The sequence below is a fragment of the Streptomyces sp. NPDC060232 genome (assembly GCF_042726555.1).
GTDB lineage: Bacteria > Actinomycetota > Actinomycetes > Streptomycetales > Streptomycetaceae > Streptomyces.
This window is the reverse complement of the sequence record NZ_JBHXAG010000001.1, coordinates 650,978-672,345: the sequence shown is the minus strand read 5'-3', so window position 1 is coordinate 672,345 and position 21,368 is coordinate 650,978. Positions and strand designations below refer to the sequence as shown.

Sequence of the window (21,368 nt, the reverse complement as noted above, 5' to 3'; positions counted from 1 at the left end):
CCCTCGGCCATGCGGCCCGGCGAGGGCTGCCCGGCCGTGGCGTGGATCTGCTACCGGGGCGCCCTGCTGAGGGGCGCGGGGCCTGGCGGCGGTGGTCCTCGCGGCTGCGGGGACCGCCGGTGCGCTCACCGGCGGCGGATGAGACGCCGCGCCATCCGGTGAACCCGGTTCGCGGAAGCGGGCGCTCAAGTCACCCGCGCGGGGGCGGCCACTCGGGTGACCTGGGCCCGGCCCCCGGCCCCCGTACCACCGCGGGACGGGTCGCCGCCGTGAGGATGACCGGGCCGACGCCAGTCGGTGCAGGTCCGCACATCCGCAGACTCGGAGGACAGACATGGACGCGATGGTGCTCCTGCGCGACGACCACAGGACGGTCGAGGAACTGTCCAAGCAGTTCGAGAAGACCGAGGACGAGGACACGGGCGAACGACGTCGGATCGCGGACGCCGCAAGCCGGTGACACCGGCCGGCACCGGGCCCCGGCCCCGCCCTCCCCGGCCCGCTCGGAGGGTACTGGGCGCCGGGGTACTGGCCGGGGTGACGGTCACGCTCCTCACGGGCTGCGGAGCCTCGGCCGTACGGGTGGACGGCGCACGCGACGCGGCCCACGCGTTCGAACAGGCACTGGCCGCCCGCGACTACGCCGCGGCGTGCGAGCTGCTGGCCCCCGAGACCCGCACCCAGCTGGAGCAGGACGGGAACAGACGTGCGCGCAGGCGCTCGGGAGCCAGGAACTGCCGGTGTCCTCAGCGGTGAAGTCGACGGAGGTCTACGGGCGGATGGCTCTGGTCCGCGCCGAGGGGGACGCGATCTTCCTGTCCCGGTTCACCGGCGAGTCCAAGGAGATCCACAGGACCGGTACGGAGTCCGACCGCGAGCAGCGCGTCGGCAATCACGCCACGGCGCAATCGCCCCGCTGGGCCGGCACGAAGGACTGGCGCCAGAGCGTGTACGCGCGCTCGCCGGGCCTGGTCATGGGCACACTGTTCATCCTGTCCTGGACCGCCCAGTCGATCACGGGCATGGCCGCCTACGACGAACAGCAGCTCCGGCAACTCCAGAACCCGGTCGGATGGGACGGCTATCTGGCCTCGCCGGACTTCTGGAACAGGAGCCTGCAGAACCGGCAGTCGGAGCTCCTGGCCGTGGCGGCCGTGGTCATCCTCTCCGTGTACCTGCGCCAGCGCGGCTCGCCGGAATCCAAACCGGTCGGCGCCGCCCACACCTCCACCGGCGTCGAAGGCTGACGGCCCGCCGCTCTTGCCGGGCGGGCGGCGTCGGACGTGAGCGGTCAGGTCGCCGGGTGGGGGTCCAGATACCTTTCCAGCCAGTCCGCGGCAGCACGCCGGTAGAGCCTCCTGTTGTCCGCCCGCAGGAACTCGTGGCCCTCGTTGCGCAGCGTCAACTGCCTCGCGGACACGCCGCGTTCGCGGGCCGCGCGGACGAACTGCTCCGACTCCGTCGGCGGCACGTTGGTGTCGTGTTCGCCGTGGACGGCCAGTACCGGCGCGCGCAGTTGGTCGACGCGGCTCATCGGGGACAGTGCGCGCAGCAGCTCCCGGTCGTGTTCGGGGTGGCCGTACTTGGCGGTGGCGGACTGGGCGATCCACGGTTCCGTGCCGGCGAAGAACGTGGCGAAGTCCGACATCCCGCAGACGGCCACGCCGGCGCGGAAGAGGTCCGGATGCCACACGAGGGAGGCCATGGTGAGGTAACCGCCGTACGAGCGGCCCATCACCCCCAGCCGCACGGGGTCGGCGTAGCCGAGCGCGACCACGTGCGCGGCGCAGTCGGCGACGTCGTCGATCGCCGCGAACCGGCCGGCGCCGAGGTCGGCGTCCACGAAGGACCGCCCCCAGCCGGACGAGCCGCGGACGTCGGGGGCGAACACGTCCAGGCCCCTGCCGAGGAGCTCGTGGTAGAGCGGGCTGAAGACCGGCCGTTCCTGTTCCTCGGGACCGCCGTGGAGGTGGATGACGCACGGGGCGGGCCGGCCCGGATCCCGGCCGGGCGCCCGGTAGTACCAGCCTCCCAGCGTCAGCCCGTCCCGCGCTCGGCAGCGCAGGGGCACCGGCCGTACGGGAGGCCGCCCGGGCGGGACCGCGTCCTCGTCGCGGGCCGACCAGCCGGCGCGTGCCGGCACGAGGCCCTGGTCCAGTTCCCAGATGCCGGGCCTGCGCCGGGAGCCCGCCAGTGCGGCGAAGAGGCCGCCGCGTTCCAGGGGCGCGATGCGGGTCACGACCTCGTGCGGCAGGACCGGCCGGTGTCGCGGCCCGACGCCGTCGTCCTCGTCGGCGAGGGGGAGGCCCACGCTCTCCAGCTCGGTCGCCCCGTGCGCGTTCCAGGCGAGCAGGGCCCATCGGCCGTGGTCGGGCACGCTCAGCAGGTCGAGGGCGGACCCGTCGCGTTCGGCCGCCACGGACACGGCCCGGCCCGCGCCCTCCTCGTCCAGCCGGACCTTCAGGAGCGCCGCGAACTCGCGGTCCGTGTCGCTGCGCAGCCACACCGTTCGCGCGTCGGCGGAGAACCGCCCGATCCAGGGGTCCCCGTCGGCGACGTGCAGGGAGAAGGTGGTGCGGCCGGAGGCGGTGTCGAGTACGAGGGCCTCGCGCCGGCCTCGCGGGCCGCGGCGGACGAGCGCCAAACCGCCGTCCGGGCTCGTGTCGCACACGCGCAGCGACGCAGCGCCCTCCTCGGCGTACAGCAGGACGGGCGCGTGTGCTCCGTCCGGGTCGACCAGGTAGGCGGCGAGCCCGCCCCCGCGGACCTGGCCGGGGTCACGCACCTGGCCCAGGTCCGGAACCTGGGCCCGGTTCGGGATCTGGCCGGGGTCCTGGTCCGCGGAGGCCCGGTTCGCCGCCCCGGCTCCGAGCAGGGTCGCGGGGCCGCCGCGCTCGGGCCAGGCCACGCCTGGAGCCTTCGCGCCGGGCGCGGCCGGCGCGCCGTCGGCGTCCGCCGCGAGGTGTCCTGCCCCGGTGTGCTCCGAGCCCGACGCGGAGGGCTGGGCGACCGTGACCGCCAGCGCGGTGCCGTCGCGCGTCCAGCAGCCGAGGTGCGCCGAGCTCCCCGGCTCGGCCCCGGCGAGCACCTGCCGGCCGGTTCCGTCCGGGCGCACCACCAGGACGCGGGTGTGCTCGCCGCCGCCCGGCGCCGAGGTGTAGGCGATCCAGCGCCCGTCGGGGGACCAGGAGACCTCCGTGACCGGATCGGGGTCGCCGTCCAGCACGTGGGCACCGTCCCCCCGGGCGGGTCCGCTCCACAGCTGGGGCACGCCGGACCGGTCGCAGATGAACGCGACCTGCTCACCCGTGGGGTTCGCCGACGGATACCAGCATCCGTGGGCGGTGAGCAGGGTCGGCGGGTCGGCGCTGCGGTGGTCGGGCATCCGTACCGGCACGGGCGCCGGCGCGGGCGCTGCGGCGTCGCGTTCCTCGGCGGCCGGGGCCGCCGAGGTCCCGGCCGCCGAGACGGGTACGTGATCCACAAGGTTCGTCTGCTCCAAGGGCATGGCCACCTCTCCCAGGCTTCCGCTTCCGGAGTGCTCCCACCACTCAGTGCAGTGTTCCCACCGCTCAGCCGATGCCGTGCGCCTGGAGCCAGATCTCCAGCGTGGCCACCTGCCACAGGGTATTCGCCCCGCGCCGGGCGCGGTGGCGGTTGGGTGCCGCGAGCAGCTCGGCCACGAGGCGCTCGTCGAAGATGCCGCGCCGGCGTGCCTCCGGGGCCGTCAGGGCGTCGCGTACCCGGGACAGGACGGGCTGGGCCATGTTCCGCACCGCGGGGACGGGGAAGTAGCCCTTCGGGCGGTCGACGACCTCGCGGGGCAGCACCGTGCGTCCGATGTCCTTGAGCACGGCCTTGCCGCCCTGTGCGAGCTTCAGCTGCGGCGGACAGGCCGCTGCCAGCTCGACGAGGTCCTGGTCGAGGAACGGCACCCTGGCCTCCAGCCCCCAGGCCATCGTCATGTTGTCGACCCGCTTGACCGGGTCGTCCGGCATGAGGGCGTGGACGTCCATGCGCAGGGCGGCGTCGAGGGCGGTGTCGGCGCCGGGGGTGGCCATGTGGTGCCGGACGAAGTCCATGGAGGCGTCGTGGCCGACGGCGAGGTCGGGGTGGATCATGGCGTTGAGGTCGGTGTGCGTCCGGTCGAAGTAGGCGCGGGCGTAGGCGTCGTCCGCACCGGTACGGGGGGCCGAGGCGATCTGCGGGTACCAGTGGTAGCCGGCGAACACCTCGTCGGCGCCCTGGCCGCACAGGACGACCTTGACCTCCTTGGACACCTGCTCGGACAGCATGTGGAACGCCACGGCGTCATGGCTGACCATCGGCTCGCTCATGGCGCCGATCGCGTCCTCCAGCGCGGCCGGAAGCCGGTCGGAGGGGATCATGAGCTGGTGGTGGTCGGTCGAGAACCGGTGCGCGACCAGGTCCGAGTACAGGAACTCGTCGCCGTCCTCCCCGTTCTCCTCCTCGAAGCCCATCGCGAAGGTCGGGATGTCCTCGTACCCGTCCTCGGCGAGCATCTGGACCAGCAGGCTGGAGTCCAGACCGCCGGACAGGAGCACTCCTACCGGGACGTCGGCGACCGTACGCCTCTTCACCGCGGTGCGCAGCGCGTCGTGCACGGCCTCGCGCCAGAGCGCGGGGTCGTCGCCGAGTTCGGTGTGCCGGGTGTACGAGGGCTGCCAGTAGCAGTGGTCCTCACGGGTGCCGTCGGGCTCGATGACCCGGACGGTTGCCGGCGGGAGCTTGCGTACGCCGGCCAGCACGGTCCGGGGTGCCACGACGGTGCCGTGCCAGCTCAGGTACTGGTGGAGGGCGACCGGGTCGAGGGAGGTGTCCACTCCCCCGCCCGCCAGCAGGGCCGGGAGGGAGGAGGCGAACCGGAGGCGGTCGCAGTCCTCGGTGACGTACAGGGGCTTGATGCCCAGCCGGTCACGGCCCAGCACGACCCGGCCCGTGTGGTGCTCGACCACGGCGAAGGCGAACATGCCGACCAGGAACTCGACGCACTCCCGGCCCCACTCCGCGTACGCCTTGACGACGACTTCGGTGTCGGAGTCCGAGAAGAAGCGGTGCCCGAGCCGTTCGAGGCGGGCACGCAGCTCGCGGTGGTTGTAGATGCAGCCGTTGAAGACCGCGGTGAGGCCGAGCTGTGCGTCGACCATGGGCTGGGCGCCGCGTTCGGACAGGTCGATGATCCGCAGCCGCCGGTGGCCCAGGGCGACCGCCGCCTGCGACCAGGTTCCCCGGCCGTCGGGCCCCCTCGGCTCCAACACGTCGGTCATGCGTTCGACGGCGGCCAGGTCGGGGCGCCTGCCGTCGAAACGTACCTCTCCGCTCAGACCGCACACGGGGCACCTCCCCGCGCCGCGGAACGTCGGGACACCCGGGAGACCCCGCTCTTCACAGAGGACCAGGTCGCGTACACCATGCGTCTGCGCTCCTGTGCCGGTTCGGCCGACACGTGCGAGTCGGTCCGAACGGGCGATCGACATATCCGGCGCCTGCCCGCAGAAGAGCCCGATAAGCGGACGCTCTCCCCGCTCGATGCCGGGGCGGCACCGTCACGGGCGCCGGAGCCGGGCGGGGGCCGGGCTCCAGTCTCACCCAGGAACCGGGCCCGCGCACGAGTTGCGAGCCGGGCCGCCCGTCGGCCGTGGCGGTGTGCGCGGTGTGCGCGGGGCTCGTCGCCGCCGTGGCCGCGTGTTCACCGCGTGCCGCCGCCTGCGGCGGAACCGCGCCGGGGCGGCGCTCCCCGCCGGGCGGCCGCGTCATCCGGATCGACACCCTCAAGCAGGCCGAACATCTGGTCGAGCACCCGCTGGAAGTCCCTCCACGGAGTCGCCCGGTCGTCGCCGTCGGCGCGGGTGTCGGCAGGGTTTGCGCCCGCTCGTTTCGAGGCCATGATCCACCTCTGGGCTCTCGTCGGCCGGCTCCGCACCGGACCGGTTCGTTCGGTTCGTCTCGCGCGCGTCACGCGTGCCCGGGGCACCTTCCCCGGTGCCGGAGGTTCATGCGGAGCCCGGTCAGCCGTCGAACACGACGTCCTCGACCGCGCAGACGTCGGCGGACATGTTGCGGCTCATCATCCGCAGGGCCGCCTCGGCCAGGTCGGCGTCGATGTGGGCCACCGCGCCGTCCGCCACGACGACGTCGAAGTGCCGGATGTGGGCGTCCAGCGCCGAATACAGCACGCACTGCTCGGTCACCTGGCCGCACAGGACCAGGCGCTCCACCTTGAGCTGGCCCAGCAGGTAGGCCAACGGGGTCTCGAAGAAGATCGAGTGGCGGGCCTTGACCACGAAGAGCGAGTTCTCGTCGGGGGCGATCGGCTCGACCAGGCTCCTGTGGCGGCCGGCGAGGGCGGCGCCCAGGATCTCGCCGTGGTGGGAGCGCCACTCGCCGAAGTTGTCGTTCACGTAGACGACGGGCGATTCGCTGGCGCGGGCGTGTTCGAGCAGTGTCGTGATGCCGGGCAGCGCCTCGCGGACCGACGCGACGAGGGCGTCGGCGTCCTCGTGGTCGTAGGTGTTGAGCATGTCGATCACGATGAGCGCCGTACGGGGCATCGATGCCGCCACCTCTCGTCTCTCGTCCTGCGGCCGGTCTCCTCCCCGGTCTCATCCTGTTCCGGGCCCGGCGGCGACGCGACCGCGCCAGGTGTGCGACTTCCGCTGCCGGGCAGACGCCTCTCGCAGCCCCGCTCCGCGCGGGGCTGACCAGCGCCTTTCGTTCCAAGGAGGAGATCATGGCTCCGCGCGAGAAGGACCGGGTCACCTATCGCGACGGCCGTCAGGACCTGCACCGCGGCCGGATCGAGGAGGTGCGCGATCCCGGCCCGCACGCGGTCTACCGGATCCGCAACGAGCGCACCGACGAGCTACAGGTGATCACGCAGGACCAGATCGAGGGGGACCCCGACGGCGCCGTCTCCTGAGCGTCCGAGCACCGTCGGCCGTCGTGTCGGCCGGGGCGACGCGCGGCTTCGTGTCCAAGATGGCCGCATGGGTTCCCGGCGCTGGAGGAGAGGCATCCGATGGTCTGCGACGGTGTAGGGCGTTGGTGGTGAGCGACGGGGCCCCCGAGGAGCTGGGGCCGGTGCTGGCGTGGGTACTCGACCGCTCCCACGAGGCGTCGGCCCTGGACATCGCCGAGCTGATCGACGAGGCCGCCCGCCGTCTGGGCATCGGTTCGACCCGGCTGCTGCTCGCGGACATCCAGCAGCTCCGGCTCAGCCCGCTCCCCCGACCCGGTGGCCCGAGCCCGGAGGCGCCGGCCGGTGTCGACATCGACGGGTCCCTGGCCGGCCTGGCCTACCGGACCCAGCGGGTGCAGCAGAACAGGGACGGGGACACCAGCTGGTTCCCCATGGTCGACGGCATCGAGCGGGTCGGCGTCATGCAGGTCTCCGGCTCCGGCTGGGCCGCGGACCGGGTGGAGGCGGGCCGTGCGCTGGCGAGCCTGGCGACGCTGCTGGTGGTGTCGCAGTCCTCCCACAACGACCTCCTCGTCCGGCACCGGCGGACGAGCCCGATGAGCCTGCAGGCCGAACTGCTGTGGGCGTTCCTGCCCCCGCGGACCATCGGCACCACCCGGGCCACCTCCGCCGCCATGCTGGAACCCGCCTACGACATCGGCGGCGACGCCTTCGACCACACCTTCGTCGACGGCACCCTGCACCTGACCATGCTGGACGCGATGGGCCACGACCTGGCCTCCGGAGGCGCGAGCGCCGCCGCCATCGCCGCCTGCCGCTCCACGCGCCGGTCCGGCGCCGCCCTCCCCGACATCGCGACCACCATCGACCGCACGCTGGCCCGGTGGATCCCCGACCGGCTCATGACCGGGGTCATCGCCGAACTCGACACCCACAACGGCGACTTCCACTGGATCAACTGCGGCCACCCGCCGCCGCTGCTCATCCGCGACGGCCACGTCCTGCCCCGAGCGCTCGAACGCGCCGCCGAGCTGCCCCTGGGCTTCGGGTTCCATGACCCGGAACCTCCCGCGCGGCACCACGTACGCCTCCAGCCCGGCGACCGGGTCGTGATCCACAGCGACGGCGTGACCGAGGCCCGCTCCCCCGAGGGCGACCTCTACGGCGAGGAACGGCTGACCGACACCGTGATCCGCTCTCTCGCCTCGGGACACAACGCCCCCGAATCCCTGCGCCGGCTCGTGCAGAACCTCCTCGCCCACCGGGAGCACCGCCTGCGCGACGACGCCACCATCCTCCTTGCCGAATGGCACCCGGCCCCCTGACCCGGGCCGTGCCCCCGCGCCGCGCCGTGCCTCCGCTCCGCGCCGCGCCGCGCCGCGGGGGGACGCGTACCGGCCCGCCGGTGCGGGCAGACGCCCGGGGGTGGCGCGACCCGATCGCCCTGCGGAAGGAGGGTGGCGAATGGCCTACGGCATCGTGTGGGACGAGGCGGCCCTGCGCGGGGCCGCGCGGCACCTCGCGGACGATCCCGCGGGGCTCCGGCAACTGCTCTTCGCCGTCGATCTCCTTGCCGCCGAGCCCCGCCCGCAGGGCGCCGCCCCGTACGGCCCGGGGCTGCGCCGCATCCACGTCGGCCGCTACCGCGTGCTGTACGCCATCACCCGTGACCCGAGGGCCGTCGTCGTCCTGCACGTCGGCCGCCTTGAGTAGACCGGCACGGCTGGACCGGCACGGCGTTGGTGCGCCCTTGGGACGGCTCCTCTACCGTCGAAGTGAGCGGTGCGCGCTCGGCATGCCCTCGGACAGTCGGACGGTCGGACAGTCACCTGTGAGCCCCACTGGGAGATGCGCGATGAAGATGCTGATCAACAGTCCTGAGACCGTCGTCGCCGACGCCCTGCGCGGGCTGGCCGCAGCCCACCCGGACCTGGACGTGGACCCGGAGGCCCGGATCATCGTACGGAAGGGCGCGAACGAGGGCGGGCGGGTCGGCCTGGTGTCCGGCGGCGGCTCCGGGCACGAGCCCCTGCACGGCGGCTTCGTCGGCCCCGGAATGCTGTCGGCCGCCTGTCCCGGCGAGGTGTTCACCTCCCCCGTGCCCGACCAGGTCCTGCGGGCCGCCAAGGCGGTGGACTCCGGCCAGGGCGTGCTGTTCATCGTCAAGAACTACACCGGGGACGTGCTGAACTTCGACATGGCCGCCGAACTCGCCGAGGAGGACGGCATCCGCGTCCTGCGCGTACTGGTCGACGACGACGTGGCCGTGACCGACAGCCTCTACACAGCCGGACGGCGCGGCACCGGGGCCACCCTGTTCGTCGAGAAGATCGCCGGGGCCGCGGCCGAGGAGGGCGCTGCGCTGGAGCAGGTCGCCGCGGTGGCCGAGCGGGTCAACAAGGCCTCCCGCAGTTTCGGCGTGGCGCTGAGCGCCTGCACCACGCCCGCCAAGGGCAGCCCCACCTTCGACCTGCCGGACGGCGAGCTCGAACTGGGCATCGGGATCCACGGCGAGCCCGGCCGGGAGCGCCGCCCGATGATGTCGGCCCGGGAGATCGCGCAGTTCGCGGTGGGCGCCGTACTGGACGACCTGGCGAAGGTGGCCCCGGCCGACGGGCCGGTCCTGGCCCTGGTCAACGGCATGGGGGCGACACCGCTGCTGGAGCTGTACGGGTTCCACTCGGAGGTGACGCGGGTCCTCGCGGACCGCGGTGTACCCGTGGCGCGCACCCTCGTGGGGAACTACGTCACGTCGCTGGACATGGCGGGGTGCTCGGTGACGCTGTGCCGGGCCGACGACGAAATCCTGCGGTTGTGGGACGCACCGGTGCAGACCCCGGCACTGCGCTGGGGCCGCTGACCGCTGACCGGAGGGAGGGGGGCGGAAGCCGGGCCGAGTCCTGTCGTCGAGGTGGCGTCGCGAGCCCGGTGTGTCCACAGGGCACGGCCTCACGGCCTACGTGGCGGGATGGCCTCCGACCGCCTGTCGGTAGGCGATGTGGCCGCCCAGTGCGCCGGTGACGGACACGGCCGCCAGTCCGGCCCATGACCACAGCCTGCCCTTCGCCGGACGGCCGCCCAGGCGCGCCGCAAGGGAGACCGCGTAGCAGCTGACGGCCGCGGCGTTGGAGACGGCGTGGGCGAGGCCGACCCGGGCCTGTTGGGGCGGCAGGTCGGCCCAGTCCGCCCAGCCGGCGACGGCGGCGGGGGCCACACCGGCGAGGCCGACGGCCGTCAGGATCGTGGCCGCCCGCCGCTCCCCGGGTGCGACGTCGACCACCGCGGCGGAGAGCCAGCATCCGATGGGCACCTGGACGAGGACGGGATGGACGGGATGGCCCAGTGGCCTTCCCCTGAGCACGTCCCTCACGCCGCCCAGGGGCAGCGAGCGGATCCCCCGCTGGAGTACACGGATCGCGGGATCGGCCAGGGTGGTCCGCTCAAGGCGGTCCAGGGTCGTCAGCCACCACCCGGAAGCGGCGTTCAGGGCGGGGGCGACCTTCGCGGGGTCGAGGGTTTTGGTGTTCATGGAGGGCGCCTACCCGGCTTCGGGCCCCCGCCCCACGTTGGTGTCGCCCGAATGGGGCGCCGGCGGACCGCCGGCGACCGGGCGACGTGCCGCCGGTCAGCTCCGACGGTCGGCTCCGACGGTCAGAGGGTCTCGCTGAGCGAGTCCGCCAGCCGCCGTCGTGCCGTCCGGGTCGCCGGCAGCACCGCCGCCGCCACGGCGCCCAGGACCGCGCCCACGATCACCGTGAAGAGCACCGGCAACGGCGGCAGTTGGGCTATCCCCGCGCCGATGCCGCTCGACGCGCCCTGCGTGTCCACCAGCCAGCTGCCGGTCAGGACGCCCACCGTCGTCCCCACCAGGGCGGACACGAGCGCGGTCAGGCCGGCGGCCGTCACGATCATGGCCCCGATCTGCCGCGGCGTCAGCCCGATGGCCTTCAGCGCGAGCAGGTCCCGGCCCCGGTCGCGTACGCCAGTGCCGATGAGCGTGAGCAGTTCGATCAGCCCGATCAGCGCCAGTACGGCGATCAGGGCGCCGATCACCCCGCGTGCCGGTTCCAGCCGGTCGGCCGGGTTCGGCGTCTCACGGATCTCCAGTGCTGCGCCGGCCGCCGTGGCGAGGGCGCCGCTCACGGCCCGGGGGTCGGCCCCCTCGCGCAGTTCCAGGGCGTGGAAGGCGGGCCGTAGCCGGGGGTCCCGCTCGCGCAGTGCGTCGAGGGTGGTGGTGATCACCCGGCCGCCGGATTCGGGCTCGATGGTGCGGCCGACGAGGTGCAGGATCTGCGGGCGTCCGCCGACGGTCATCCGTACCCAGTCGCCGACCCGTACGCCGAGGAGGTCCAGCAGCCCCTGGCCGGCCACGGCCTCGTCGGGCCCGGCGACCGCGCGCCCCTCGACCACTGCGGAGGGGTAGGGGTGCGGGGCCGTGCCCAGGCCGCGCAGGGTGATGGTGCCGGTCTGTCCGGGGACGAGGGCCGCCATCTCCGCGCCCGGATGGACGGCGGCGATGTCCGGGACCGCCGCGAGGGCCTCCTCCAGCTCCGCGTCGGAGGGTCCGGCGGGCTGCTCGGACCGTACGGTCAGTGCCGCCGCCAGCCCCACCTGCGCGGGGCGGCTGCGGAACTGGTCCAGCGTCGACCAGGCCACGAGGGCGACCGTGATGAGCACCAGCGGCAGCGCGAGCCGCACCACCGGTACGAGCGTCCGCCCGCGTCGCGGGAACGCCGCACGCCACCCCAGGACGAGGGCGGGCGGCACCCGTACGCCGAGCGCCCGCTTGCCGAGGGCGGTCATCGGCGCGGCGGACGGCAGTGCCGCCCGCGCCACCGGCACCGGCGGCACCCGTCCGGCCCGCCAGGCCGACAGCCCGGTGGAGGCGGCGATCAGCAGGACCGCGCCGCCGGGGATGCCGATCATCAGGGCGGTGTGACCGGGCAGGTCCTGCCAGACGGCCGCGGCCTCCCCGATCCGCCCGGGTATCCGGGCGCCGAGGAGGGTGATCGCCGTGGTGCCGAGGGCCACGCCCAGGAGCGCGAAGGCCAGGTGCTGCACGAGGAAGCCGCGGGTGACCTGGCCGGGGGTGAAGCCGATCGCTTTGAGGACGGCGATGTCGCGCAGCTGGCCCCGGACGCGGGCGGCGACCGCCCCGGACGCGGCCAGGGCGGCGGCGAGCAGCGCGCCGAGGCCGAAGACCGCGAAGACCGTGCCCAGGAGCCGGTCGTCGCCGCCCGCCTCGGCGCGGGCCTGCTGCCACTTGGTGACCTCGGCGACCCGGTCGGCGCCGAGTACGGTGACGGCGCGCTGAACGATGAAGTCGGTGTCCTCGGGGTCCTCCAGGCGCAACCCGACGCTCTGCCCGGTGTCTCCCCGGGCGATCTCGCCGAGCGTTGCGGGGAGTACCCAGCCGATGCCGGCCGAGCCGCCCGGCTGGTAGCGGGGCTCGGCCGCGTCGGCCGTGCCGCTCACCCGCAGCAGGTGCGGGGCGCCGTCCGGTCCGGTGACGCGTACGGTGTCGCCGGGCTCCGCCCAGAGGGCCCGTGCGACGGAGGTCTCCAGCACGACGGAGCCGGCGGCCGAGCCGGCGCCGGCGTCGCCGGCGTCCGGGCGGGCGAGCCAGCTGCCCTCGGCGACGAGCGGCCGTCCGGTCTGCGGGGGCTCCACGTCGGCGGCGCGGAGCGTCACCCCGGCCCTGGCGCCGCGGGACTCGATCGTGGTCGCGGCCGTGCGGTAGGGCCCGGACAGCGCCGCGACGCCGTCCACGCCGGCCAGGGCGTCCGCGTCGGTGTCCGCCCCGGCGCGGGTGTGCAGCCAGATGTGCGCGCCCTGGGACTGGTTGAAAACCCGCTGCCAGGGGTTCGCGGCGTAGCCGAACAGCGCGCCGGCCAGCAGGAGCGAGGCGATCACGCCGGCGCTGGCGAGGACGACGAAGAGGGCTTCGCCACGGTGTGCGCGGAAGTCTGCCTGCGCCCAGCGCAGAGTGGCCCGCACGGTCATTCCTTCAGTTCGAGTACGCCGCAGACGCCGCCGGCCGGGCCTGGGCGGCCCCCGCCGAGCTGTGCGTCGTCGGCTATTCGGCCGTCGAAGAAGCTGATGACGCGGTCGGCGGCGCTGGCCATCCGGGCGTCGTGGGTGACCATGATGATCGTCTGGCCGCGCTGGTGGAACCGCGTGAGCAGCCGCAGCACCTCACGGGTGCCCTTGCTGTCGAGGCTGCCGGCCGGTTCGTCGGCGAGGAGCAGTGCGGGGTGGTTGACCAGGGCGCGGGCGAGGGCGACCCGCTGCTGTTCGCCGCCGGAGAGCTCTCCGGGCATGGAGCGTTCGCGGCCTTCGAGGCCGAGTTCGGCGAGCAGTTCGGCGCGGGAGTCGCGGGCGGCCTTCGGGGAGGCGCCGGCGAGCAGGGCGGGCAGTTCGACGTTGTCGGCGACGGTGAGGTTGGAGACGAGGTTGAAGAACTGGAAGACGACGCCGATGCTGCGGCGCCGGAGAACGGCCCAGCGTGCCTCGCGGTACGCGTCGACGCGCTCGCCGTCGAGCCACAGCTTTCCGCCGTCGGGCCGCTGGAGGCCGCCGATCAGGTGCAGCAGGGTGGACTTGCCGGCGCCCGACGGCCCGGTGATCGCGACGAACTCGCCCGGCTGGACGGACAGGTCCACGCCGCGGACCGCGGGCACCGGGGCGCCTTCGCCGTGGTGCGTCTTGGTCAGGCCCTCGGCGCGGACGATGGGCACGACAGGAGCGGCGGCGGTGTCGTCGCTCATTCCAGCTCCTCCTGACAGCGTTCCAGCCAGTCGAGGTCGGCCTGCAGGTGCAGCATGGCGCCCTCGATCAGCAGTTGGGAGACCTTGTTGTCGCGGTCTTCGGCCGCGGCCAGCTTCGACAGGTCCCGCATGGTGTTGAGGTACTGGCGCCGCTGCCTGTTGATCAGGGCGATCGGATCGGCCAGACCCGACTGCGGTGCGAGCGCCAGTTTCATGAAGAACTCGTCCCGTACCCGGGGTTCCTCGGCGGTGTCCTCGAACCAGGCCAGTACGGCTTCGCGCCCGGCGTCCGTCAGCTTGTACGTGCGCTTGTTGGGCCGGCCCGACTGTTCGACGTCCTCGCCCTCGATCAGGCCGCTCTTCTCCAGCCGGCCGAGGGTGACGTAGATCTGGCCGACGTTCGGCTGAGGGTACGCGGCGCCCAGGAGCTTCTCAAGGTCCTGCTTGAGCTCGTAACCGTGCGCAGGGCTACGGGTGAGGAGCGCAAGGAGCGCCAGCCGCACTCGCCCCCTCCTTCCCGCTGCGTAGTCAACCGTTCACTGGCGCCGGGCCGGATGTCTCCTACGTCCGGTCCGTCTGCCTGGACGTCTAGTATCGCCCATGCCTAACGGGTATATATAGGCCACGATGGGTCGGCGGCGCAGCCGGATCGTGCACTGGGAGGAATCTATGCGGTGGATGCGTGCCGCGGGTAGAGCTCTCCTGGTGGTGGCGGTCGTCCTGGCGGGGTACGCCGGTCTCGGCGTCCGCCCCGACGCGGTCACGGCCTCCGGCGCCCGCGGCCCCCTGACGCTCGTGACGGCGGGCGACCTGACCGACTACCTCGGCCCCCTGCTCGACGACTGGAACGACAGCCGTCCCGGCGAGCGGGTCACTCTCGTCGAGCTGCCCGACTCGGCCGACGAGACCCGGGCCCAGATGATCAGCGAGCTGCGATCGGGCCGTGACCGGTTCGACGTGCTGAACATCGACGTCGCCTGGACGTCGGAGTTCGCGGCCGCCGGGTGGATCTCCCCGCTCGAACGGGCCCGGTTCCCCCTGGACGCCTTCCTGCGGCCGGTCGTGGACACGGCGACCTTCGACGGCCGGCTGTACGCGGTCCCGTACGTCACGAACGCGGGGCTGCTCTACTACCGCAAGGACGTCCTGGACCTCGCCGGCGAGCAGCCCCCGCGGACCTGGTCCGAACTGGCCCGCCAGGCACGCACGATCGCCCCGCAGCACGGGCTGGACGGTTACGCAGGCCAGTTCCTCCCGTACGAGGGGCTCACCGTCAACGCCACCGAGGCCGTGCACTCCGCGGGCGGTTCGATCCTGCGCGACGACGGCGCCCGCGTCACCGTGGACTCCGACGAGGCGCGCACCGGACTGCGGTTCCTCGCGGACGGGGTACGGGAGGGCTGGATCTCCCGTGACGCGCTCGGCTACAAGGAGGAGGAGTCCCGGAAGGCGTTCCAGGACGGCAGGCTGCTCTTCCTGCGGAACTGGCCCTACGTGTACGCGGACGCGGGCGCGCCGGGGTCGAAGGTCGCGGGCCGGTTCGGCGCGGTGCCGCTGCCCGGCGCCGACGGGCCCGGCACCAGTGTGCTGGGCGGCTCCAACCTCGCCGTCAGCAGTCATGCGCGGCATCCGGCGTCGGCGGCCGATCTGATCTCCTACCTCACCAGTGAACGGGTACAGAGGCGGGTGCTCACCGAGGGTTCGCTGCCCCCGGTGCGCGCAGCGCTGTACGAGGATCCCGAGCTGGTCCGCGCGTACCCGTATCTGCCGACCCTGCGCGAGAGCGTGCTGTCGGCGGTGCCGCGCCCCAAGAGTCCGCGCTACGACCAGGTGAGTCTCGCCGTGCAGGCCGTGGTGCAGGACGTGATGGCGTTGCGCCAGACGCCGGACGAGGCGGTGGCGCGCCTGGCTCGCGAACTCGGGGCCATTTCCCGCACGGGCTGACCGCGCGCATCGGACGCATCGCACACTGAGCACCTCCTCAAGGGCTTCTACTTACATGTTAAGTAGAAGCCCTTCTTCATGCACGTGGGCATTCACGGACAAAACACCCCAGCTTTCGCCTGTTTCTGGACACATCGTTGACACCTTCCAGTCGCTGCTACTTAACATGCATGCATAACAGCGCACCTGATTCAGGGCGCTCTCGCATTCAGCAGACAGGTCGACGCGAGATGCTCAGCACCCTTCCGGCCGGTACCGGTCACCCCTCCCGCAGCGCCGCCTCCTCCGCCCCCTGGTGGCGCGACGCGGTGATCTACCAGGTCTACGTCCGCAGCTTCCTCGACAGCACCGGGGACGGCGTCGGCGACCTCGCCGGCGTCCGCGCAGGGCTCCCCTACCTGCGCAAGCTCGGCGTCGACGGCATCTGGCTCAGCCCCTTCTACCCGTCGCCCCAGCACGACCACGGCTACGACGTCGCCGACTACTGCAATGTCGACCCGGTCTACGGCGACCTCGCCGAATTCGACCGGTTGGTGTCCGACGCCCACCGGCTCGGGCTCAAGCTGCTGCTCGACATCGTCCCCAACCACTGCTCCAGCGAGCACCCGTGGTTCCGTGAGGCACTCGCCGCGGCGCCCGGCAGCGCACCGCGCTCCCGCTTCCACTTCGCACCGGGCCGCGGCCCGGACGGTGCGGAGCCGCCCAACAACTGGCACGCCATGTTCGGCGGACCGGCCTGGAGCCGGACCACCGGGCCCGACGGCACCCCCGGCGACTGGTACCTGCACCTCTTCACCCCCGAGCAGCCGGACCTGAACTGGCGCAACCCCGTCGTGGGCGACGACTTCGAACGGGTGCTGCGCTTCTGGCTGGACCGGGGCGTCGACGGTTTCCGCATCGACGTGGCCGCCGGACTGTTCAAGCACCCCGAGCTGCCCGACTCCGACGACCCCGAAGCGGACGAGCGGGCCCGCGACGCCGTCAACCAGCTGGCCTGGAACCAGCCCGAAGTGCACGGCGTATGGCGCCGCTGGCGCGCGGTCTGCGAGGAGTACACCGCCCGGGACGGCCACGAGCGGCTGCTCGTCGGCGAGGTGTCCGTGCCCACCGCACGCGAGCACGCCGATTACGTCCGCCCCGACGAACTGCACCAGGCGTTCTTCTTCGACCTGCTCAGCGCTCCCTGGGACGCCGACGCCTTCCGGACGACGATCACCGAGGCGATACGCGACATCGCCGGCACCGGGTCCACCGTCACCTGGGTCCTCAACAACCACGACCAGGTCCGCACGGTCACCCGCTACGCCGGTGAACCGGGGGTCGAGGGCAGCGGACTGGGAGCGGCCCGCGCCCGCGCCGCGGCCCTCCTGATGCTCGCCCTGCCCGGCGCCGCCTACGTGTACCAGGGCGAGGAACTCGGCCTCCCGGAGGTCCTCGACCTGCCCGACGAGGTCCTCACCGACCCGATCTTCCGCCGTACCGGCAGCCGCAAGCACGTGCGGGACGGCTGCCGCGTGCCCTTGCCCTGGTCCGGTCACGCCTCCCCGTTCGGCTTCAGCCAGGAGGCGGCCGGGGTCAAGCCGTGGCTGCCGCAGCCCGAGTGGTTCGCCGACCACGCCACCGACCGCGCCCTGGCCGACACCCGTTCCTTCTGGCACCTCTACCGCGACGGCCTCCAGCTGCGGCGCACCCTGCCGCAGCTCGGCGACGGAACCCTGCGCTGGCTGGACGCTCCCGCGCAGGTCCTGGCCGTCTCCCGCGGCGAGGGCCTGATCTGCGCGGTGAACTTCGGCACGGAGCCGGTGCCCGCTCCGGTCACCGGTACTCCGCTGCTCGCCAGCGGGCCCTGCCCCGAAGGGGTGCTGCCCGCGGCGACCGCGGCCTGGTGGGCGGGCGAGTACCCGGCCCCCGCACCGGCAGCCCCCCGCACGTGACCCCGCAGCACGTCACCCCGTAGCAGCCCCTTCCCTCCCCAGACCCGGACTTCCCCGAGAGGACTCCTCATGCGACGACCGAGCAAGACGACCCGCCGAAACGCCGCCACCGCGACGGCCGCCCTCGCCCTCGCCCTCGGCGCCACCGCCTGCGGCGGCGCCACCGGACCCGCGAGCAGCGGCGAACTCGGCGGCCAGACCGTCACCGTGGCCGGCGTCTGGACCGGCGCCGAACAGCAGAGCTTCAAGAAGGTCCTCGACGCCTTCACCGAGAAGACCGGCGCCGAGACGGTCTTCGTCCCCTCCGGCGACAACGTCTCCACCTTCGTCGGAAGCAAGATCGAAGGCGGCAACGCACCCGACGTGGTGATGGTGCCGCAGGTGGGCGTGCTCCAGCAGTTCGCGAAGAAGGGCTGGCTCCAGCCCCTGTCCGACCAGACCGCCCGGACGGCCGGGTCCACCCTCGCCCCGGTGTGGAAGAACTACGGCACCGTCGACGGCCAGTACTACGGCCTCTACTTCAAGGCCGCCCACAAGTCGACCGTCTGGTACGCCCCCGAGGCCTTCACCCAGGCCGGTGTCGCCGAGCCCAAGAGCTACAGCGACATGCTGAAGGCCGGACGCACCCTCGCGGACTCCGGCCGCCCGGCCTTCGCCATAGCCGGCGAGGACGGCTGGACCCTCACCGACTGGTTCGAGAACATCTACCTCTCCCAGGCCGGACCGGAGAAGTACGACCAGCTCGCCCAGCACCAGCTCAAGTGGACCGACGAGAGCGTCGTCAGGGCGCTGACCACCCTCGGGGAACTGTTCAAGGACAAGCAGCTCGTCGCCGGCGGCGCCCAGGCCGCGCTGGGGACCGACTTCCCCTCCTCTGTCGCACAGGTCTTCGGCCCGGAGCCCAAGGCGGGCATGGTCTACGAGGGCGACTTCGTCGGCGGCGTCGCCAAGGGCCAGTTCGGCAAGAAGCTCGGGCAGGACGCGAAGTTCTTCCCCTTCCCCTCGGTCGACGGCGGCAGGCCGCCGGTGGTCAGCGGCGGTGACGCGGCGGTCGTCCTGAAGGACGGCAAGAACGGCAAGGCCGGCATGAAGCTGGTCGAGTTCCTGGCGAGCGCCGAGGCGGCCGAGGTCTGGGCCGGCGCGGGCGGCTTCCTGTCCCCGAACAACGAGGTCGACCTCGCCAAGTACGGCGACGACACCACGCGCAGCACCGCCAACTCCCTCATCGCGGCGGGCAACTCGATCCGCTTCGACATGTCGGACCAGGCCCCGGCCGCGTTCGGCGGCACCAAGGGCGCGGGTGAGTGGAAGCTCCTCCAGGACTTCCTGCGCGACCCCTCGGACCCGCAGGGCACCGCCGCGAAGCTTGAGGCCGAGGCCGCCAAGGCCTACGGGAACTGAGGCGACCGACATGGCTGACACCGTGACCGTCCGCCCCGCGGCCGACGGGCGGCGCCAGGCACAGCGCAGGAAGCGCCGCCTCGCGGTCGTCTTCGTCCTGCCGGCCCTGCTGCTGCTCGGCGCGCTGGTCGTCTACCCCGTCCTCTTCTCCTTCGGTCGCAGTCTCTTCGACGCGGACGGCGACCGCTTCGTCGGAGCAGCGAACTACGCGGCGATCGTGCAGGACCCGGCCACCCTCAAGGCGATCCGCAACAGCGCCGTCTGGGTCGTCGTCGCCCCCACCCTGCTCACCGGGCTCGGGCTGATGCTCGCCGTCCTCACCGAGAAGGTGCGCTGGGCGACCGCGTTCAAGCTGGTGCTCTTCCTGCCGATGGCCGTGTCCTTCCTGGCCGCGGGCATCATCTTCCGGCTCGCCTACGAACAGGACCCGGACCGGGGCGTGCTCAACGCCGCCGTCGTCGGTGTCCACGACGGCTTCCACGACGCCGCCGCGTATCCGACGGCCCGCGCCCGGGAGGGCCACGGCCTGACGGGCGGGGCGGGCGGCCCGTACAGCACCGCGGAGACCGTACGCCCCGGGGGCTCGCTCAGCCTCGGGTTCATCGGGGTCGCACCGGATGCGATGCCGGCCGGTGCGAAGGCCGCCGCTGCGGACGCGGCGGCCGACGCGCCCGGCACGGACGCGATCGGGGGCGTCGTCTACCTCGACTTCGCCCCCGGTGGCGCGGGCACGCCGGGCCGGGTCGACCCCGGGGAGAAGGGGCTGCCCGGCATGACGGTCGAGGCCGTACGGGACGGCCAGGTCGCCGCGACCGCCACCACGGCCGACGACGGCACCTTCCGCTTCACCGGCCTCGCCGACGGCGACTACACCGTGCGGCTGCCCGCGGCCAACTTCGAAGCCCCCTACCAGGGGGTGAGCTGGCTCGGTCCGGCGCTGGTGACGCCGGCGATCATCGGCGCCTACCTGTGGGTCTGGACCGGCTTCTCGATGGTCCTGATCGGCGCCGGCCTCGCGGCCATCCCGCGCGACGCGCTGGAGGCGGCGCGCATGGACGGTGCCACCGAGGGCCAGATCTTCCGCAAGATCACCGTTCCGCTGCTCGCGCCGGTGCTCACGGTCGTCTTCGTGACGCTGGTGATCAACGTGATGAAGGTCTTCGACCTCGTCTGGATCATCGCGCCCGGACCGGTCCAGGAAGAGGCGAACGTACTGGCCACCCGCATGTGGCTGGTGTCCTTCGGCGGCGGCAACGACCAGGGGCTCGGCAGCGCCCTCAGCATGGTGCTCCTGCTGCTCGTCGTCCCGGCGATGATCTTCAACGTCCGGCGTTTCCGAAGGAGTGGAGCATGAGCGGCCACAGCACCGTCGAGCGGCGCGGCCCGTCGCCGTCCCCGGCGTCCCCACCGGCGCTCCACGCGCCGTCCCCCCCGGCGCCTTCCGCGTCCGCGCCCTCCTCCGCGCCCGGGCGGCGCCGCGGGGGCCGGCTCTCGCGCCTCCTGGGCAGCTCCGTCGTCCAGGGCGTCCTGATCCTGGTCGCCCTCGTGTGGATCACACCGCTGGCGGGCCTGCTCCTGTCCTCGCTGCGCTCGGAGCAGGACAACGCCACCGACGGCTGGTGGACCGCGCTCACCGACCCCTCGCAACTGTCCCTGGACAACTACAGTGCTCTGCTGCGGGATTCGGGCATCGGGGCGGCCTTCTGGAACACCGTCCTGATCTCCGTGCCGACCACCGTCATGGTGGTCGTCATCGCGGCGCTCGCCGGATACGCCTTCGCGTGGCTGGAGTTCCCCGGCCGGGACGGCGTGTTCCTGGTGGTCGTCGGGCTGCTCGTGGTGCCCGTACAGATCGGCCTGCTGCCCGTGGCCAAACTCTTCGGCGCGGTGGGCCTGTTCGGGACGGTCGCGGGCGTCGTCCTCTTCCATGTCGCCTACGGGCTGCCGTTCGCGATCTTCCTGTTGCGCAACTACTTCGCCGAGATCCCGCGCGAGATGCTGGAGGCCGCCCGGATGGACGGCGGCAGCGAGTGGCGGATCTTCTCCCGGCTCGTGCTGCCGCTCGGCCGCCCGGCCATCGCGAGTCTGGCCATCTTCCAGTTCCTCTGGGTCTGGAACGACATGCTCGTGGCGCTGCTCTTCGCGGACAACGGCTCGCAGCCGCTCACGGTCGCCCTGCAGTCCCAGATGCGGCAGTTCGGCAGCAACATCGGCGTCCTCGCCCCCGGGGCGTTCCTGTCGCTGGTGGTCCCGCTGGTCGTCTTCTTCGCCTTCCAACGGCACTTCGTCCAGGGCGTGATGGCGGGCTCGGTGAAGTAGCCGCCGGGACGGGCCCCCTACACCGCCTCCGCATGAGTGCACGTAACTCATGCGGAGGCGTCC

At 72.9% G+C, this 21,368-nt stretch carries 20 protein-coding genes; 12 read left to right on the top strand and 8 right to left on the bottom strand.

The annotated features are described in order from the left end of the window. Positions 1-334 precede the first annotated feature (334 nt). The 3 genes from ACFWFZ_RS02995 to ACFWFZ_RS02985 all read left to right on the top strand — a co-directional run bounded on the left by ACFWFZ_RS02995 (position 335) and on the right by ACFWFZ_RS02985 (position 1,247). Positions 335-460 carry a hypothetical protein gene (locus ACFWFZ_RS02995; protein ID WP_387115634.1) on the top strand — a complete coding sequence of 42 codons (126 nt, stop codon included), beginning with the start codon at positions 335-337 and terminating at the stop codon, positions 458-460. A 77-nt stretch (positions 461-537) separates the two neighbouring features. Continuing rightward, complete coding sequence (locus ACFWFZ_RS02990; RefSeq protein ID WP_387115631.1) at positions 538-756, top strand: hypothetical protein; 219 nt, start codon at positions 538-540, stop codon at positions 754-756. After that, entirely contained in the window at positions 741-1,247 is a 507-nt protein-coding gene (locus tag ACFWFZ_RS02985) for a DUF6766 family protein (protein WP_387115628.1), read from the top strand. Before ACFWFZ_RS02990 ends, ACFWFZ_RS02985 begins: the two co-directional genes overlap by 16 nt. Before the next feature lie 44 nt (positions 1,248-1,291). Here ACFWFZ_RS02985 and ACFWFZ_RS02980 read toward each other — a convergent pair whose 3' ends face one another. The 4 genes from ACFWFZ_RS02980 to ACFWFZ_RS02965 form a co-directional block, all read right to left on the bottom strand. After that, positions 1,292-3,508, bottom strand: a complete 2,217-nt coding sequence (locus ACFWFZ_RS02980) for a S9 family peptidase (RefSeq protein WP_387115625.1) — start codon at positions 3,506-3,508, stop codon at positions 1,292-1,294. Positions 3,509-3,572: 64 nt separating this feature from the next. After that, positions 3,573-5,354, bottom strand: a complete 1,782-nt coding sequence (locus ACFWFZ_RS02975) for an N-acetylglutaminylglutamine amidotransferase (RefSeq protein ID WP_387115622.1) — start codon at positions 5,352-5,354, stop codon at positions 3,573-3,575. A gap of 356 nt (positions 5,355-5,710) precedes the next feature. Beyond that, positions 5,711-5,908 carry a hypothetical protein gene (locus tag ACFWFZ_RS02970; RefSeq protein WP_387115619.1) on the bottom strand — a complete coding sequence of 66 codons (198 nt, stop codon included), beginning with the start codon at positions 5,906-5,908 and terminating at the stop codon, positions 5,711-5,713. Between the two features lie 121 nt (positions 5,909-6,029). Further along, positions 6,030-6,572, bottom strand: a complete 543-nt coding sequence (locus ACFWFZ_RS02965) for an isochorismatase family cysteine hydrolase (protein WP_387115616.1) — start codon at positions 6,570-6,572, stop codon at positions 6,030-6,032. A gap of 179 nt (positions 6,573-6,751) precedes the next feature. Here ACFWFZ_RS02965 and ACFWFZ_RS02960 point away from each other — a divergent pair, with 179 nt between their 5' ends. From ACFWFZ_RS02960 to dhaK, 4 genes are all read left to right on the top strand, one after another. Then, positions 6,752-6,940, top strand: coding sequence for a hypothetical protein (locus ACFWFZ_RS02960; protein ID WP_387115613.1), 189 nt, complete (start codon positions 6,752-6,754; stop codon positions 6,938-6,940). Between the two features lie 128 nt (positions 6,941-7,068). After that, positions 7,069-8,265 (top strand): PP2C family protein-serine/threonine phosphatase, encoded by a 1,197-nt coding sequence (locus ACFWFZ_RS02955; RefSeq protein WP_387115610.1) that lies wholly within the window; start codon positions 7,069-7,071, stop codon positions 8,263-8,265. Positions 8,266-8,404: 139 nt separating this feature from the next. Beyond that, positions 8,405-8,653: a type II toxin-antitoxin system RelE/ParE family toxin gene (locus tag ACFWFZ_RS02950; RefSeq protein WP_387115607.1), complete on the top strand. Its 249-nt coding sequence runs from the start codon at positions 8,405-8,407 to the stop codon at positions 8,651-8,653. A gap of 142 nt (positions 8,654-8,795) precedes the next feature. Next, positions 8,796-9,800, top strand: coding sequence for a dihydroxyacetone kinase subunit DhaK (gene dhaK / locus ACFWFZ_RS02945; protein WP_387115604.1), 1,005 nt, complete (start codon positions 8,796-8,798; stop codon positions 9,798-9,800). A 96-nt stretch (positions 9,801-9,896) separates the two neighbouring features. Here the strand turns inward: dhaK and ACFWFZ_RS02940 are convergent, their stop codons facing one another. The 4 genes from ACFWFZ_RS02940 to ACFWFZ_RS02925 form a co-directional block, all read right to left on the bottom strand. After that, on the bottom strand, positions 9,897-10,469 hold the full coding sequence (locus ACFWFZ_RS02940) for a DUF2231 domain-containing protein (RefSeq protein ID WP_387115601.1): 573 nt from the start codon (positions 10,467-10,469) through the stop codon (positions 9,897-9,899). Between the two features lie 122 nt (positions 10,470-10,591). Continuing rightward, the gene (locus tag ACFWFZ_RS02935) at positions 10,592-12,937 is read right to left on the bottom strand and encodes an FtsX-like permease family protein (RefSeq protein ID WP_387115598.1); all 2,346 of its coding nucleotides are present in this window, start codon (positions 12,935-12,937) and stop codon (positions 10,592-10,594) included. 2 nt (positions 12,938-12,939) lie between these two features. Then, positions 12,940-13,707, bottom strand: coding sequence for an ABC transporter ATP-binding protein (locus ACFWFZ_RS02930; protein WP_387115595.1), 768 nt, complete (start codon positions 13,705-13,707; stop codon positions 12,940-12,942). After that, entirely contained in the window at positions 13,704-14,210 is a 507-nt protein-coding gene (locus ACFWFZ_RS02925) for a PadR family transcriptional regulator (protein WP_387115593.1), read from the bottom strand. The genes ACFWFZ_RS02930 and ACFWFZ_RS02925 overlap by 4 nt, the downstream gene beginning before the upstream one ends. A 166-nt stretch (positions 14,211-14,376) precedes the next feature. Here ACFWFZ_RS02925 and ACFWFZ_RS02920 point away from each other — a divergent pair, with 166 nt between their 5' ends. From ACFWFZ_RS02920 to ACFWFZ_RS02900, 5 genes are all read left to right on the top strand, one after another. Beyond that, complete coding sequence (locus ACFWFZ_RS02920; RefSeq protein WP_387115590.1) at positions 14,377-15,651, top strand: ABC transporter substrate-binding protein; 1,275 nt, start codon at positions 14,377-14,379, stop codon at positions 15,649-15,651. A 230-nt stretch (positions 15,652-15,881) separates the two neighbouring features. Then, positions 15,882-17,585 carry a glycoside hydrolase family 13 protein gene (locus tag ACFWFZ_RS02915; protein WP_387115587.1) on the top strand — a complete coding sequence of 568 codons (1,704 nt, stop codon included), beginning with the start codon at positions 15,882-15,884 and terminating at the stop codon, positions 17,583-17,585. A gap of 69 nt (positions 17,586-17,654) precedes the next feature. Next, the gene (locus ACFWFZ_RS02910) at positions 17,655-18,986 is read left to right on the top strand and encodes an ABC transporter substrate-binding protein (RefSeq protein WP_387115584.1); all 1,332 of its coding nucleotides are present in this window, start codon (positions 17,655-17,657) and stop codon (positions 18,984-18,986) included. 10 nt (positions 18,987-18,996) lie between these two features. Continuing rightward, a complete protein-coding gene (locus ACFWFZ_RS02905) occupies positions 18,997-20,340 on the top strand; it encodes an ABC transporter permease subunit (RefSeq protein WP_387115581.1) in 1,344 nt (447 codons plus the stop codon). Beyond that, positions 20,337-21,305: a carbohydrate ABC transporter permease gene (locus ACFWFZ_RS02900; protein ID WP_387115578.1), complete on the top strand. Its 969-nt coding sequence runs from the start codon at positions 20,337-20,339 to the stop codon at positions 21,303-21,305. Before ACFWFZ_RS02905 ends, ACFWFZ_RS02900 begins: the two co-directional genes overlap by 4 nt. Positions 21,306-21,368 lie beyond the last annotated feature (63 nt).

Excerpts from the sequence above, each read along its gene's own strand:
- ACFWFZ_RS02940 (WP_387115601.1), bottom strand. The coding sequence starts at position 10,469 with ATGAACACCAAAACCCTCGACCCCGCGAAGGTCGCCCCCGCCCTGAAC.
- ACFWFZ_RS02900 (WP_387115578.1), top strand. The coding sequence starts at position 20,337 with ATGAGCGGCCACAGCACCGTCGAGCGGCGCGGCCCGTCGCCGTCCCCG.
- ACFWFZ_RS02960 (WP_387115613.1), top strand. The coding sequence starts at position 6,752 with ATGGCTCCGCGCGAGAAGGACCGGGTCACCTATCGCGACGGCCGTCAG.
- ACFWFZ_RS02905 (WP_387115581.1), top strand. The coding sequence starts at position 18,997 with ATGGCTGACACCGTGACCGTCCGCCCCGCGGCCGACGGGCGGCGCCAG.
- ACFWFZ_RS02950 (WP_387115607.1), top strand. The coding sequence starts at position 8,405 with ATGGCCTACGGCATCGTGTGGGACGAGGCGGCCCTGCGCGGGGCCGCG.
- ACFWFZ_RS02980 (WP_387115625.1), bottom strand. The coding sequence starts at position 3,508 with ATGCCCTTGGAGCAGACGAACCTTGTGGATCACGTACCCGTCTCGGCG.
- ACFWFZ_RS02910 (WP_387115584.1), top strand. The coding sequence starts at position 17,655 with ATGCGACGACCGAGCAAGACGACCCGCCGAAACGCCGCCACCGCGACG.
- ACFWFZ_RS02930 (WP_387115595.1), bottom strand. The coding sequence starts at position 13,707 with ATGAGCGACGACACCGCCGCCGCTCCTGTCGTGCCCATCGTCCGCGCC.
- ACFWFZ_RS02920 (WP_387115590.1), top strand. The coding sequence starts at position 14,377 with ATGCGGTGGATGCGTGCCGCGGGTAGAGCTCTCCTGGTGGTGGCGGTC.
- ACFWFZ_RS02970 (WP_387115619.1), bottom strand. The coding sequence starts at position 5,908 with ATGGCCTCGAAACGAGCGGGCGCAAACCCTGCCGACACCCGCGCCGAC.
- ACFWFZ_RS02965 (WP_387115616.1), bottom strand. The coding sequence starts at position 6,572 with ATGCCCCGTACGGCGCTCATCGTGATCGACATGCTCAACACCTACGAC.
- dhaK (WP_387115604.1), top strand. The coding sequence starts at position 8,796 with ATGAAGATGCTGATCAACAGTCCTGAGACCGTCGTCGCCGACGCCCTG.
- ACFWFZ_RS02915 (WP_387115587.1), top strand. The coding sequence starts at position 15,882 with ATGCTCAGCACCCTTCCGGCCGGTACCGGTCACCCCTCCCGCAGCGCC.
- ACFWFZ_RS02995 (WP_387115634.1), top strand. The coding sequence starts at position 335 with ATGGACGCGATGGTGCTCCTGCGCGACGACCACAGGACGGTCGAGGAA.